The sequence below is a fragment of the Haemophilus influenzae genome, assembly GCF_019703545.1.
GTDB classification, from domain to species: Bacteria; Pseudomonadota; Gammaproteobacteria; order Enterobacterales; family Pasteurellaceae; genus Haemophilus; species Haemophilus influenzae_E.
The window spans coordinates 506236-520971 of sequence record NZ_AP018771.1 but is presented as its reverse complement, the minus strand read 5'-3'; the positions used below and the strand labels follow the sequence as shown (position 1 = coordinate 520971).

Genomic DNA, 14736 nt, shown 5'->3' with positions numbered 1-14736 from the left:
AAGTGCGGTTAAAAATTTCGGAGAATTTTGACCGCACTTCGGCGATTTCAAATCTTATGTTGTTGTTCCTCTTGCCTTCCCCTGCTTTGCGGGGGAAGATGCCCGAAGGGCGGAAGGGGGCTTAGGATATAAATCCCCCCTCAGTCGCTTCGCGCCAGCTCCCCCCGTAAACGGGTGGAGCCAAGGGATCAGCACCATTTATAGTAATCAGTGATTACTCTTCGTCTAACTCGATATTTAAACCAAGTGAGCGGATTTCTTTCATAATTACGTTGAAAGATTCCGGTGTGCCTGGCTCCATATGTTGGTTGCCACTTACGATATTTTTATACATCTTCGTACGACCATTCACATCATCGGATTTCACAGTTAGCATTTCTTGTAAGGTGTAGGCTGCACCATATGCTTCAAGTGCCCATACCTCCATCTCACCGAAACGCTGACCACCAAATTGTGCTTTACCACCCAATGGCTGTTGTGTAACAAGGCTATAAGAACCTGTTGAACGAGCGTGCATTTTATCATCAACTAAGTGGTTCAATTTGAGCATGTACATATAACCTACGGTTACTGGACGTTCAAATTTCTCGCCAGTACGACCATCGTAAAGGGTTATTTGACCTGAAGTTGGTAATCCACCAAGTTTTAATAGTTCTTTGATTTCCGCTTCGTCTGCACCATCGAACACTGGCGTTGCAACTGGTAAGCCCTTACGTAAATTTCCCGCTAAACGCAATACTTCTTCATCAGTAAAAGTGCTTAAATCCACTTTTTGTGAACCATTACCTAATAAATCGTATGCTTTTTGGATATAGCTACGTAATTTTTCCACTTCTTGTTTTTGTTTAAGCATTGCATTGATTTGATCACCAATACCTTTTGCCGCTAAACCTAAGTGAGTTTCAAGGATCTGACCGATGTTCATACGAGACGGTACGCCCAGTGGGTTTAATACGATTTCAACTGGCTGACCATTTTCATCGTATGGCATATCTTCAACTGGGTTAATTTTCGAGATAACACCTTTGTTACCGTGACGACCCGCCATTTTATCCCCCGGCTGGATTTGACGTTTCACTGCAAGGTAAACTTTCACAACTTTTAATACGCCCGGTGCAAGATCATCGCCTTTAATGATTTTCTTACGTTTCACTTCAAGTTTATGTTCAAACTCTTTACGAAGTTCTTCGTATTGCTCAGCAAGCTGTTCTAATTGGTTTTGTTTTTCTTCATCTGCAATGGTTTGTTCTAACCATTTAGTACGCTCTACTTTATCTAATTGCGCCGCATCCGCACCACTAGAAATAAGAAGATTACGCACACGAGCAAATAAACCAGCTTCTAAAATCTCTAACTCTTCAGTTAAATCTTTTTTCGCTTCACGAAGTTGCATTTCTTCGATTTCTAATGCACGTTTATCTTTTTCTACGCCGTCACGAGTGAAGACTTGAACATCAATAACCGTACCTGATGTACCATTTGGCACGCGTAATGAAGAATCTTTCACATCGGAAGCTTTTTCCCCAAAGATTGCACGTAACAATTTTTCTTCTGGGGTTAATTGAGTTTCGCCTTTAGGGGTTACTTTACCTACTAAGATGTCGCCACCTTTAACTTCAGCGCCGACATAAACGATACCAGATTCATCAAGTTTACTTAATGCAGACTCCCCTACATTTGGAATATCCGCCGTAATTTCTTCTGAACCTAATTTAGTATCACGCGCAACACAAGATAACTCTTGAATGTGAATTGTAGTAAAACGGTCTTGTTGAACAACACGTTCAGAAACTAACATTGAGTCTTCAAAGTTATAGCCGTTCCAAGGCATGAACGCTACGCGAATATTTTGACCTAATGCAAGTTCCCCTAAATCAGTTGAAGGACCATCTGCTAATACTTCACCACGATTAATTGGATCGCCTAAATTCACACAAGGAATTTGGTTAATACAAGTATTTTGGTTAGAGCGGGTGTATTTAATTAAATTATAAATATCAATACCAGCTTCACCTGCAATGGTCTCATCTTCATTTACTTTAATCACAATACGAGACGCATCAACGTACTGAACGGTACCACCACGTTTTGCAACAACCGCAACACCTGAGTCAAGTGCGATTGGTTTTTCCATACCTGTACCAACTAATGGTTTGTCAGCACGTAATGTTGGAACTGCTTGACGTTGCATGTTCGCACCCATCAACGCACGGTTCGCATCGTCATGCTCAAGGAATGGAATTAATGCAGCCGCAACAGATACCACTTGTTGTGTTGAAACATCCATATAGTGAATATCTTCGGGTTTATATAAACCAGATTCACCACGTTCACCACGAGCAGTAACGAAAGCATCAGTAAAACGGTTATTTTCGTCTAAGTTTGAGTTTGCCTGTGCAATGATGTAGTTTGCTTCATCAATTGCAGATAAGTATTCAATTTCTTCAGTAACTTGACCATCAACCACTTTACGATATGGGGTTTCTAAGAAACCATAATCATTAGTACGTGCAAACGCAGAAAGTGAGTTGATCAAACCGATGTTTGGACCTTCAGGGGTTTCAATCGGACATAAACGACCATAGTGAGTATTATGTACGTCACGCACTTCAAAGCCTGCACGCTCACGCGTTAAACCGCCCGGACCTAATGCAGAAATACGACGTTTGTGTGTCACTTCTGACAATGGGTTGTTTTGATCCATAAATTGCGAAAGCTGTGAAGAACCAAAGAATTCTTTTACTGCCGCAGAAATCGGTTTCGGGTTAATTAAGTCTTGCGGTGTGATTGCATCTAAATCACCTAAAGATAAGCGTTCTTTGACCGCTCTTTCTACACGCACTAAACCAATACGGAATTGGTTTTCAGCCATTTCACCCACGCTACGGATACGACGGTTACCCAAATGGTCAATATCGTCTACTTCGCCACGACCATTACGGATGTCGATCAATTTACGCATTACCGCAATAATATCTTCATTGCTTAAAATACCCGCACCTTCCCCTTCTGGAAAAGCTAAAGAACGGTTGAACTTCATACGACCTACTGTAGATAAATCATAACGTTCTGCAGAGAAGAATAAATTATTGAATAACGCTTCTGAAGATTCTGGTGTTGGTGGCTCGCCCGGACGCATCATACGATAAATTTCGTAAAGCGCACTGGTTTTGTCATAAGTTGGGTCGACACGTAGCGTTTCAGAAATATATGGACCGTAATCTAAATCATTAGTAAATAAAGTTTCGATCGTGGTGTAACCAGCTTGTGCTAATTTTGCGAGGGTTTCTAACGAAATTTCGCCATTTGCAGGACAAATAATTTCGCCAGACTCTAAATCAACATAATCTTTCGACGCAACTTTACCTAAAATATATTCAGAAGGCACAACCACTTGTGAGATATTATCTTTTTCTAATGCTTTAATGTGACGAGCAGTGATACGACGACCACGTTCAACATACACTTTGCCATTTGCTTCAATATCAAAAGAAGCCGTTTCACCACGTAAACGTTCTGGCACTAAAGTCATTAACAATTTATCGCCAGCGATTTCAAAGGTAATTTTATCAAAGAATAAGTTTAAGATTTCTTCAGTGGTATAGCCTAATGCACGAAGAATAATTGTTGCCGGTAATTTACGACGACGGTCAATGCGCGCAAATAAGTTATCTTTTGGATCGAATTCAAAATCTAACCAAGAACCACGGTAAGGAATAATGCGTGCGTTATAAAGCACTTTACCTGAAGAATGGGTTTTACCTTTGTCAGAATCGAAGAATACGCCCGGACTACGGTGTAATTGTGAAACGATAACACGCTCGGTACCATTAATTACAAAAGTACCGTTATCAGTCATTAATGGGATTTCCCCCATATAAACTTCATTTTCTTTAATATCTTTAACTGCGCGTGAAGAAGATTCTTTATCGTAGCTCACTAAACGTAATTTTACACGTAAGCCTGCTGCATAAGTTGAGCCACGAATTTGGCACTCACGTACATCAAATTCAGGTTCTTCTAAACGATAATCTACATATTGTAATTCTGTATAGCCATTATTGCTTACAATAGGGAATACAGAACGGAATGCCGCTTCTAAACCTTGCTGACCTTCAGGATCTTTTTGAATAAATTTATCAAAAGAATCCAACTGAATGGTTAATAAATAAGGAACATTTAAAACTTGCGGACGTTTACCGAAATCTTTACGAATTCGTTTTTTTTCAGAATAGGAGTAACCCATTGGTTTTCCTCTGCTAACTGTTCAGTGACCTAGCCACAAACTAACTGTGACGTGAATGACCGTTAAAATGACCGCACTCTGAACCTTACTTCTATAGTGGGGTGACAACTCAAATTACATAGAACGACAACTTGAGCAAAACAACGACAAATAACGGTGAATTTGTCATTGTGTAGATGTGCTTTCTATCAAAAACACGGTTAAATTAAGCAATAAAAGTCAAGATTGATTAAAAATCAATCTAAATCTTTGCTAATTTTAAGGCGGTAAATTTTAAATGAATGCAGCTTTCTCGTCAAGTTTAAAACTTATATAGAAATTTTATGAAAAAAAACCGCACTTTCAAAAAGTGCGGTTTAAAATCTATCAATTCTTTAAATTATAAAGAAGCTTGATCAACAGCAACACCTGCACCCATAGTGGTAGAGATGCTTACTTTCTTGATGAAAATACCTTTAGCAGTAGTTGGTTTTGCTTTATTTAAAGCAACCAATAATGCTTGAAGATTTTCTTTTAATTGAACTTCAGAGAAGTTTGCTTTACCGATAGTGGTGTGGATGATACCGTTTTTATCATTACGATAACGGATCTGACCAGATTTAGCATTTTTAACTGCTTCAGCAACGTTTGGTGTTACAGTACCAACTTTAGGGTTTGGCATTAAACCACGTGGGCCTAATACTTGACCTAATTGACCAACAACACGCATTGCATCAGGAGAAGCGATAACAACATCAAAGTTCATTTCGCCTTTTTTGATTTGCTCTGCTAAATCTTCCATACCTACTAAATCAGCACCCGCTTCTTTAGCTGCATCTGCGTTAGCACCTTGAGTGAACACAGCTACGCGTACTTCACGACCAGTACCGTGTGGTAATACAGTTGCACCACGAACGTTTTGGTCAGATTTACGAGGATCGATACCTAAGTTTACTGCAACATCAACACTTTCAACGAATTTAGCTGTTGCGAATTGTTTTAATACCGCGATCGCTTCGTTGATTTCATATGCTTTAGTAGAATCTACGCCAGCTTTGATTGCTTTCATTTTTTTAGTCAATTTAGCCATCGTATTATTCCTCCACCACTAAGCCCATAGAGCGAGCAGTACCAGCAATTGATTTCATTTTGGTTTCGATAGTCGCACCAGTCATATCTGCTGCTTTAGTTTCAGCGATTTGACGAACTTGATCTAAAGTTACTTTACCCACTTTATCTTTGTTCGGTTTACCAGAACCAGATTTGATACCTGCAGCTTTTTTCAATAATACTGCTGCTGGTGGAGTTTTAGTGACGAAAGTAAATGAACGGTCTGCATATACAGTGATAACAACTGGAATTGGTAAACCTTTTTCTAAGCTCTCAGTACGAGCGTTGAATGCTTTACAGAATTCCATAATGTTCACACCTTGCTGACCTAATGCAGGACCAACTGGTGGTGATGGGTTAGCCATACCAGCTGCAACTTGCAACTTAACATAGGCTTGGACTTTTTTTGCCATTTTAGTTTTCCTCTAATTGGGTAATAACGCTATTAAATAGCTCCCCGATAATTTTCAGTGCAACATATTGCACCACACAAAAATATGAGCCACGAACGGCTCATAATGGACGCAGATTATATTAAAAGTGCGGTTGTTTTTCAAGCACTTCTTAAATTCGATAGAAGATATTATTGCGCATCACCAATTAATACTGAATCTAACGCAATTTCAATCATATCATTGAATGTTAATTGACGTTCTTCTGCCGTGGTTTGTTCGTGAGTACGAAGATGGTCAGACACGGTACAAATCGTTAATGCTTTTGCACCATATTCTGCAGCCACACCATAAATTCCAGCAGCTTCCATTTCCACACCTAAAATGCCGTATTTTTCCATTACATCGAACATTTCTACATCGGGTGTATAGAATAAATCCGCCGAGAATAAGTTACCGACACGAACGGTTTTGCCTTTTGCTTTTGCAGCTTGAACAGCAGCTTGTGCCATATCGAAGTCAGCAATAGCTGCAAAGTCGTTATCTTTGAAACGAATACGGTTTACTTTTGAATCAGTACATGCACCTAAACCGATAATCACATCGCGCACTTTCACGTCCATACGAACAGTGCCACAAGAACCTACACGGATAATTTTTTTCACGCCATATTCAGTGATTAATTCTTTCGCGTAAATAGAGCAAGATGGAATCCCCATTCCGTGCCCCATAATAGAAATTTTACGACCTTTATAAGTTCCTGTAAAACCAAGCATATTACGAACATTCGTTACTTCAACAACATCTTGTAAAAAAGTTTCTGCAATGTATTTTGCACGAAGTGGATCGCCAGGCATTAAAACAACATCAGCAAATGCACCTTCAGGTGCGTTAATATGTGGAGTCATAATTTTTCCTTATTTTTAATAATGAATAAAAATGAATAAAGTGCGGTCATTTTTTACCGCACTTTTTAATTGATTAAGATAAATTAAAGTGCTGCAGCACCTAAGCCGATAAATAAACCAGCAATAGTTGCACTCATTAAGTTAGCGAGAGTACCAGCGATAACGGCTTTGATACCTAAACGAGCAACATCACTACGACGACTTGGTGCCATACCACCTAAACCACCAATTAAGATTGCAATTGAGCTGAAGTTAGCAAAACCACAAAGCGCGAAAGTAATAATCGCTTTGGTTTTTTCAGTTAATACAATTGCAGAATCTGGTTGTAAATATTTTGCAAATTCAAGATAACCCACAAATTCATTAACCGCTAATTTCATCCCGATCATTTGTCCTGCGATACCTGCTTCAGCACCATCAGTTACACCGATTAAGTATGCTAATGGTTTGAAAATTAAACCAAAGATAGATTGTAAGGTTAAGTCGCCATAGCCGAACCATCCGCCTACGCCACTTAAAATACCATTAATTAATGCAATTAAACCAACGAATGCGATTAACATTGCACCTACGTTTAACGCAAGTTGCATACCTGCACTCGCACCGCCCGCCATTGCTTCAAGTACGTTAGTTGGTTTTTCTGAATCATTGTCTTCTGGTTGTTTATCTGTGAATTGTTCGGTTTGTGGGAACATTAATTTCGCAAATAATAAACCTGCTGGTGCCGCCATAAATGATGCAGCGATTAAGTATGTCAATGGCACGCCCATTCCTGCGTAACCTGCCATTACTGAACCCGCGATAGACGCTGTACCACCCACCATAATGGCAAATAATTCAGATTGGGTCATATTTTTAATGTAAGGGCGAACAACTAATGGTGCTTCAGTTTGACCGACGAAGATATTCGCCGCCGCTGACATTGATTCCGCTTTTGACGTACCCAATGCTTTTTGTAATGCACCACCTAATACTTTAATCACGACTTGCATAATGCCGAGATAGTAAAGCACAGAAATTAAGCCAGAGAAGAATACGATAATCGGTAATACTTTCACTGCAAAAATGAAACCGGATGGTTTACTTGGATCCGCTAATCCGCCGAAAACGAAATTAATCCCGTCATTACCATAGGCAATAACATTGGATACCATATCCGCAGCGGCACCCAACGCTTGTTTACCTGCTGGCACATATAAAATAAGGGCGGCAAATCCTACTTGGATTGCTAACGCCCCTACTACGGTTCGAATACTAATCGCTTTACGATTATTAGAAAGTAACACGGCAATAGCGATTAATACGACCATTCCCAAAATGCTGCTTAACACACTCATTTGATTCCCCTAGATTAGTTAAGTTAATAAAATTCGGCTTATTCTACTTGTTTTCTTATGAAAAGTCGGCGAATTTTCACCGCACTTTTTGTAAACGTCTATAAAATAGTCAAAACCTTGTTAATTCCACATTGACGTGCATAAGCAGATAGCGCATTAGTTTCTTCCACACTTGGGATATGCACTGATAACCCAGCTTCATCACGTACGCCTTTGCTATGCACGCGGATAATTTTTAATGCCACATCAGGATAATTTCGTAGTAGTTGAGCAACTTTGCCCACCAAATGTTCCGCATCAAAAAAATGCTTTAAAAAAACCAACCGCACTTCTTCCACTTTATTTAATGGCAACAAGGCAGCTAAATTTTGCAAATTCCGCTCCAGTTTATCGTTTTTTATATGCAAACGTTCTAGTATCACTTGCTGTGGTACAATACCTGCTTGATTTTTCCGATCGAAACAAAGTATTTGCAAGCCAATGCCCTCGCCTTTGAGATCAAATAAAAATTTGTCAGTGACATCAATTAACGAACAAACACGATCAAACTCAAAAAAGCCACTACTATCCAAATAACAAGTCAATCCTTGCGAACGTAAAGCCTTAAAGAGTGGCACAAGTTTTTTGTGATGAATAGTGGGTTCTCCACCAGAAACCGTTACACCTCGAATAAAGGGCGTAGCTTCCATCACTTGATCACATAAGTACTGTAAACTGACTAATTTTGCACTTTCCGTATAACGTGGAATGGTTTCTGGATTATGGCAATACAAGCAATTTAGTTTACAGCCTTGTAAAAAAATACTGGTACGATTGCCTTGCCCTTCTACATTTGAAAACGGAATAATCCGATGCAACGGCACAAAAATCTCAGAAAGTGCAGTCATTTTTTCAATTATTTTTCAGCAATGACATCTTTCTCATCGCGTAATTGGCGATCAAACACGTTGGCACATTCATCCGTACCCGAGCCATACCAAGTTGTATCGCGTAATGCGACTTCGCCTTTGCGATATTTTTCAACTTCGCTTTTCTTCACTAAATAACCTGTAACACGAATTAAATCTGTATTTTTCAAATAGGTGGTAATATAGCGATAACCCAAAGAGAATGCCCCATCAATAATATCCACCACCGCATCGCAGTGATCTACATAGGTTTGATCAAAGGCGAATAAATCCCCTGTACCAGATGGGAAATATTTATGGAACGGTGCAGACTGTTTCAAATGCGCAAGTAAAGTCGGTTCTTCGCCTACACGAATACGATGCGCTGGTGCGTTGCGTTTGTCTTCTTCGTGGTTGCTTGCGCCCACTTGTGCGTGTAATAAATAACGATTGCCAGTGCGTTCGGCATAAACTCCTTCGTGCGCATCAGTAATTTCTTTCAATTTATCCATAATCGCTGTGGCAATGTCATCGCCACGAACGCTCTTACCAAAGGTTTCATTTAAGCCTTCACATTGCAATAAGTGATTTGTGGCATCAGCCAAGCCTACAATTGCGAACATTCCCGTAAAATTAGTACGTTTGATAAAGCCTTCTTTTTCGAGGAATGAACTGTTAAAGAAATTACTTTCTTCCACTACAAACTTATGGCGTTTATCCATCGTCGAAAGAGCGCATTTTGCCACACGTGGTAATAATTCGTTTACCATTTCATCCGCACTTTTACAGGTGCGAGCAATTGTCCCTAGACGTAAACGCGTTAATGTATAAGCACCGCCACATTCAGGCAGTGCGTTATAGCAACTTGCTACGCCATATTCTTCACCAAGATCGGAAATATAGTAAGCATCGTTCGCAAAAGATGGTTTAGAAACTAATAAACAGGCTTTTGCTGCAAGTTCAGCAAACTCACGGCTCGTTTTGGATTTATCATAACGAATAGTCATATTCGGTGTTGGCGCTTCAAGCTCAATCACGGCGCGTAAAATCAAGCGACCCGCTTTCGTATCATAAGGCCCAATATTGGCGTGACAAAATGAATCAGGCACAGTTTTGTCGATATGATTTAAAAAGCGTTTAATTTTGATGTAATCTTTTTCTTCATCAGTAATGAACGGTTCGAGCAACACATCAAGACGACCAACATAAACAGGATAAGTTGTAATGGATGGCACGTGGGAGTAAAGAATCAATAATCCATCAAGTGCCTCATCAAGATCTTTTGGTGGCGGCAGCTCTAAAAATTCGCAGCCTTTTTTAATATACACATTGTAATCAGGCAGGATATAGCGAGGGCGATAAATCGCGTAACCTTCACATAAATCACAAATCATCTGATTCTGTAAAAAGCTCCATTCTTCATCGGTATAGCCAAGCAAATCGCGAGGATCAAATAAACGCTCAGCAATATTGCCTAATGTCATTAATTTTTGATGATAAGTCAGATTATTGGCTTTAACCGTATCGAGAATATCTTGAAGTGAAGCTAACATAACATCCCCTTTAAAAATGGTTTTGTATTGTACGCAATGGTAACAAAATAGACAATTTTGAAAACGTGAGGAAGATCACAGTTTTAGAAAATAAACATTATGCAAACGGTTACTCAAAATAAATAATATGTTTTTGATATAAATGAAGTGACAAAATTATTTCTGTTTTTGCGTCTTTCCTTTTATGATAAAACGGAATATAAAAGGTAATAAATATGAAGAAAAAAGCACGCGTTATACCCCACACATCTTGGGCTGCCACATCATTATGGACAGTGCAATATAAAACCATTTCAATCTTACTTTTTGCTCTTTCTATTTTAGGTATTGGAGATGGGCTTATTGTATTGTCAGGTTTAGGATCGACACCTTGGACTGTACTTTCACAAGGCATAGCAATACAGACAAATTTTGATATTGGCTGGTCATCTTTTTTAATTAGTTGCGCAGTAATGTTGGTATGGAAACCACTCAAATTACGCCTTGGGCTTGGGACATTATTAAATATTATCATTATTGCTCTATTTCTAGGGATCACAACAAAAATACTGACGCCGCCAACCGCACTTTTTTCACGAATGATCTTCTGTCTGATCGGTATATTACTCTATGGTTTTGGAACTGCCTTATATCTCACTTGTCACTTAGGCGCAGGCCCTCGAGACGGATTAATGGTTGGTATTTGCCAACGTTTTCATTTAAGCATCAACGTGGTACGCTCAAGCCTTGAAATCTCGGTTTGTTTGCTTGGTTTTTTACTTGGCGGTGTCGTTGGCTTGGGTACTGTCCTTTTCGCCACCAGCATAGGCAGCGTTGTTCAATTCTTCTTAAATATTATTGCTCGTTTGCCACATATTCCGTATGAAAAGTGATATTTCAGCTAACGCATTGTCTATTGAAATTAACTCTAAATTCATTTGAGTCTCTTTTCCCGCAGGTGGGCAAAAAGCAAGATGCTTATCTATATCATTAATGGGTTTCCAGCGTCTCGGCTGAGAAGAACGGCTATTTGGATAAAACCCAATGGTCGGAATATTAAAAGCACTACTTAAATGCAATGGGCCTGTAGAACCTGCAATAAATAAATCAGCACAAGCCAAAGAATAGGCAAAATCCACTAAACCTTTATTCTTATCGTAAACAACTACGCGTAAATCATTCACAAGAGCTGCCAATTTATGGGCGTTTTCACTTTCGCCAGGCCCTGCTGTCAGCACAACATCGCAATCAAATTCAGCGAGTAAGCCTTTAATTAAATCTGCATATTGCACTAAAGAAAGATTCGTAGCTGAACCACCAGAACCGCTATGTACAAAGATCCATTTTTTATTCGCAGAAAGCCCTAAACTCTCTTGCAATAAAATTCGTTGATTTTCCACCGCACTTTTCTCAAAAGTTAAATAAGGTGGTTTAGGTTCAACAATTGGCATATTATGCTTTTGCAAAAAAGCGCGGACTAAATCTTGATTGTATTCTGCTTCTGATTTTTCAGAACGAGAGCGGCGTTGTGTTAGACGATGATTATAAAGAATTTGAACCCATTTAGTCGCAGGTGCAAGGCGATATTTAATCCCACTTTTCCAAGCGAGTTTTCCATTATGGGTATTGGAAAAGAAACTAATCATTCCATCAAACTGCTGCACTTTGATTTCCTGCACAAGACGTTTGAAATCCGTTTTATCATTTTTTTTACTATCAATAATAATATGATCAATAAACGGACAAACTTCCGCTAGAGGTGCAGTGTAACTCGGCACAAGTGCGGTTAATTTTAGCTCTGGATTTGAGGCTTTCAACATTGCAAAAGCAGGCCATGCTTGCATAAAATCGCCTAATTTATCGTTACGAATAACTAAGATCTTTTCCATAATTTCTCCGCTAAAATAAAAAACCGCACTAACAAAGTGCGGTCGTATTTTATGTTATTTTTGTGGATTATAAAACATCAACACAGTTTAAGTCTTCGAAAGATTGTTCTAAGCGTTTAGACATAGATTCTTCCATTTTACGTAACCAAACACGTGGATCGTAATATTTTTTGTTTGGCGCATCAGGGCCTTCAGGGTTACCTAATTGACCTTGAAGATATGCTTCATTTGCTTTATAGAAATTCAAAATACCATTCCAAGATGCCCATTGAGTATCGGTATCAATATTCATTTTGATTGCACCGTAGCCAATTGCTTCGCGGATTTCTTCGCGGCTAGAACCAGAACCACCGTGGAAGACGAAATTAATTGGTTTCGCAGGAAGATTACGTTCTTTCGCAACGAACTCTTGTGATGCACCTAAAATAGATGGTTTTAATTTCACGTTACCTGGTTTGTAAACACCGTGTACGTTACCAAATGCCGCAGCAACGGTAAAGTTAGGGCTTACTGGGTGTAATTGGTCATAAACATAAAGTACGTCAGAGGGTTGAGTATATAAACGAGATTCATCAACATCAGAATTATCTACGCCGTCTTCTTCGCCACCAGTAATGCCAATTTCGATTTCAAGGGTCATACCCATTTTATCCATACGAGCAAGATATTCACGGCAAATCGCCATATTTTCTTCCATTGGTTCTTCTGATAAATCAATCATATGTGAAGAGAAAAGTGGACGACCCGTTTCAGCAAAATGTTTTTCGCCTGCATCTAATAAACCGTCGATCCAAGGTAATAATTTTTTCGCTGCGTGGTCAGTGTGAAGAATAACAGGCACACCGTATTCTTTCGCTAAAGTATGAACCTGTTTCGCACCAGCGATCGCCCCTAAAACATCAGGACGAGTACCACTCGTTGGTTTGATACCTTTACCTGCATAGAAAGCTGCGCCACCATTTGAGAATTGAATAATCACTGGAGCTTTTACGCGAGCAGCAGTTTCTAACACAGCATTAACGGAGTCAGAACCCACACAGTTTACTGCAGGAATAGCAAAGTTATGCTCTTTTGCATAAGCAAAAACTTTTTGCACATCTTCGCCTGTTACAACACCGGGTTTCACGATATCTAATAATTTAGCCATACTTGTGTTTCCTTTTTTATGTTTAGCGAGACAAGCCCGCAATTTGAAGAATTTGTATTGATGATGGCATTTTTGATGCCACCATCAATATGTTATAGAGGAAAAGTGCGGTTAATTTTTCGCACGTTTTTCAAGAATTTCTACTGCAGGTAATACTTTGCCTTCTACAAATTCTAAGAACGCACCGCCACCTGTTGAAATGTAAGAGATCTTATCTGCAATACCGAATAAATCGATAGCCGCTAAAGTATCTCCGCCACCAGCGATAGAGAATGCATCGCTGTTTGCAATGGCGTGAGAAATGATTTCAGTCCCTTTACGGAAGTGAGGGAACTCAAACACACCAACTGGGCCATTCCACAAAACGGTTTTTGCATTTTTGATAATTTCAGCCAATTGTTCTGCTGATTTATCGCCAATATCAAAAATAGATTCATCATCTTTCACTTCATTTACCGCTTTTTCTGTTGCTGCTGCCGTTTCAGAGAAAACTAAACCTACACGCACATCAACTGGAACTGGAATATCTGTATTTGCGGCTAATTCTTTCGCAACTGGAATTAAATCAGCTTCATATAAAGATTTACCTACATTGTGACCAGCTGCCGCAATGAAAGTATTTGCAATGCCACCGCCCACAATAATTTGGTCAGCGATTTTTGAAAGAGAATTTAATACTTCTAATTTAGTTGAAACTTTAGAACCGCCTACGATCGCGACCATTGGACGAGCAGGTTCTTTTAATGCTTTACCTAATGCATCTAACTCAGCCGCTAATAATGGGCCTGCACAAGCGATTGGCGCAAATTCTGCAACGCCATAAGTTGAAGCTTGCGCACGGTGAGCGGTACCAAAGGCATCCATTACAAATACGTCGCAAAGTGCGGCATATTTTTTACCTAATTCTGGATCATTTTTCTTTTCGCCTTTGTTTACGCGTACGTTTTCTAAAACAACGATTTCGCCATCTTTAACATCTACACCATTTAAATAATCTTGTTCTAAACGCACATTAAAGCCTGCGTTTTTTAAGTAATCAACAACTGGTTGTAAAGAATCTTCTGGTTTGAATTCTCCTTCAGTTGGACGACCTAAGTGAGAAGTTACCATCACTTTCGCGCCTTTTTCTAAGGCTAATTTTAAAGTAGGAATGGTCGCACGAATACGCGCATCTGAGGTCACTTTGCCATCTTTTACTGGCACATTAAGATCTGCACGGATAAATACACGTTTACCCGCTAAATCTAAATCGGTCATTTTGATTACTGACATAATCTATCCTCTTGTTAAGTTAAAATTAAAATTGAAA

Annotated in this window: 11 protein-coding genes; 1 reads left to right on the top strand and 10 read right to left on the bottom strand. The window is 39.3% G+C overall.

The window, feature by feature from the left end; genetic code table 11:
* Window positions 1-214: 214 nt before the first annotated feature.
* From rpoB to K6J66_RS02550, 7 genes are all read right to left on the bottom strand, one after another.
* A complete protein-coding gene (rpoB, locus tag K6J66_RS02580; protein WP_038439425.1) occupies window positions 215-4246 on the bottom strand; it encodes a DNA-directed RNA polymerase subunit beta in 4032 nt (1343 codons plus the stop codon).
* 379 nt (window positions 4247-4625) lie between these two features.
* Window positions 4626-5315, bottom strand: coding sequence for a 50S ribosomal protein L1 (gene rplA, locus K6J66_RS02575; RefSeq protein ID WP_005687003.1), 690 nt, complete (start codon window positions 5313-5315; stop codon window positions 4626-4628).
* A 4-nt stretch (window positions 5316-5319) separates the two neighbouring features.
* On the bottom strand, window positions 5320-5748 hold the full coding sequence (gene rplK / locus K6J66_RS02570) for a 50S ribosomal protein L11 (RefSeq protein ID WP_005630840.1): 429 nt from the start codon (window positions 5746-5748) through the stop codon (window positions 5320-5322).
* A 170-nt stretch (window positions 5749-5918) separates the two neighbouring features.
* Window positions 5919-6635, bottom strand: a complete 717-nt coding sequence (gene deoD, locus K6J66_RS02565; RefSeq protein ID WP_110442578.1) for a purine-nucleoside phosphorylase — start codon at window positions 6633-6635, stop codon at window positions 5919-5921.
* Window positions 6636-6718: 83 nt separating this feature from the next.
* Window positions 6719-7972, bottom strand: a complete 1254-nt coding sequence (locus K6J66_RS02560) for a NupC/NupG family nucleoside CNT transporter (protein WP_005649475.1) — start codon at window positions 7970-7972, stop codon at window positions 6719-6721.
* A 98-nt stretch (window positions 7973-8070) separates the two neighbouring features.
* Entirely contained in the window at window positions 8071-8859 is a 789-nt protein-coding gene (locus K6J66_RS02555; protein WP_038439431.1) for a 4Fe-4S cluster-binding domain-containing protein, read from the bottom strand.
* Between the two features lie 8 nt (window positions 8860-8867).
* A complete protein-coding gene (locus K6J66_RS02550; protein ID WP_038439433.1) occupies window positions 8868-10412 on the bottom strand; it encodes a YjjI family glycine radical enzyme in 1545 nt (514 codons plus the stop codon).
* A 215-nt stretch (window positions 10413-10627) separates the two neighbouring features.
* Between K6J66_RS02550 and yczE the strand changes: the two genes are divergently transcribed.
* The gene (gene yczE, locus K6J66_RS02545) at window positions 10628-11284 is read left to right on the top strand and encodes a membrane protein YczE (protein ID WP_005658016.1); all 657 of its coding nucleotides are present in this window, start codon (window positions 10628-10630) and stop codon (window positions 11282-11284) included.
* Here the strand turns inward: yczE and K6J66_RS02540 are convergent.
* The 3 genes from K6J66_RS02540 to pgk form a co-directional block, all read right to left on the bottom strand.
* Complete coding sequence (locus tag K6J66_RS02540; RefSeq protein ID WP_038439434.1) at window positions 11240-12280, bottom strand: glycosyltransferase family 9 protein; 1041 nt, start codon at window positions 12278-12280, stop codon at window positions 11240-11242. The genes yczE and K6J66_RS02540 overlap by 45 nt on opposite strands.
* Before the next feature lie 67 nt (window positions 12281-12347).
* Entirely contained in the window at window positions 12348-13427 is a 1080-nt protein-coding gene (gene fbaA / locus K6J66_RS02535; protein WP_038439435.1) for a class II fructose-bisphosphate aldolase, read from the bottom strand.
* A 111-nt stretch (window positions 13428-13538) separates the two neighbouring features.
* Window positions 13539-14699, bottom strand: coding sequence for a phosphoglycerate kinase (gene pgk, locus K6J66_RS02530; protein WP_038439436.1), 1161 nt, complete (start codon window positions 14697-14699; stop codon window positions 13539-13541).
* Window positions 14700-14736 lie beyond the last annotated feature (37 nt).

Bases quoted from the DNA above. Each gene is read 5' to 3' on its own strand.
- rpoB (WP_038439425.1), bottom strand. From the start codon at position 4,246: ATGGGTTACTCCTATTCTGAAAAAAAACGAATTCGTAAAGATTTCGGT.
- deoD (WP_110442578.1), bottom strand. From the start codon at position 6,635: ATGACTCCACATATTAACGCACCTGAAGGTGCATTTGCTGATGTTGTT.
- K6J66_RS02560 (WP_005649475.1), bottom strand. From the start codon at position 7,972: ATGAGTGTGTTAAGCAGCATTTTGGGAATGGTCGTATTAATCGCTATT.
- K6J66_RS02555 (WP_038439431.1), bottom strand. From the start codon at position 8,859: ATGACTGCACTTTCTGAGATTTTTGTGCCGTTGCATCGGATTATTCCG.
- K6J66_RS02550 (WP_038439433.1), bottom strand. From the start codon at position 10,412: ATGTTAGCTTCACTTCAAGATATTCTCGATACGGTTAAAGCCAATAAT.
- rplA (WP_005687003.1), bottom strand. From the start codon at position 5,315: ATGGCTAAATTGACTAAAAAAATGAAAGCAATCAAAGCTGGCGTAGAT.
- yczE (WP_005658016.1), top strand. From the start codon at position 10,628: ATGAAGAAAAAAGCACGCGTTATACCCCACACATCTTGGGCTGCCACA.
- pgk (WP_038439436.1), bottom strand. From the start codon at position 14,699: ATGTCAGTAATCAAAATGACCGATTTAGATTTAGCGGGTAAACGTGTA.
- rplK (WP_005630840.1), bottom strand. From the start codon at position 5,748: ATGGCAAAAAAAGTCCAAGCCTATGTTAAGTTGCAAGTTGCAGCTGGT.
- K6J66_RS02540 (WP_038439434.1), bottom strand. From the start codon at position 12,280: ATGGAAAAGATCTTAGTTATTCGTAACGATAAATTAGGCGATTTTATG.
- fbaA (WP_038439435.1), bottom strand. From the start codon at position 13,427: ATGGCTAAATTATTAGATATCGTGAAACCCGGTGTTGTAACAGGCGAA.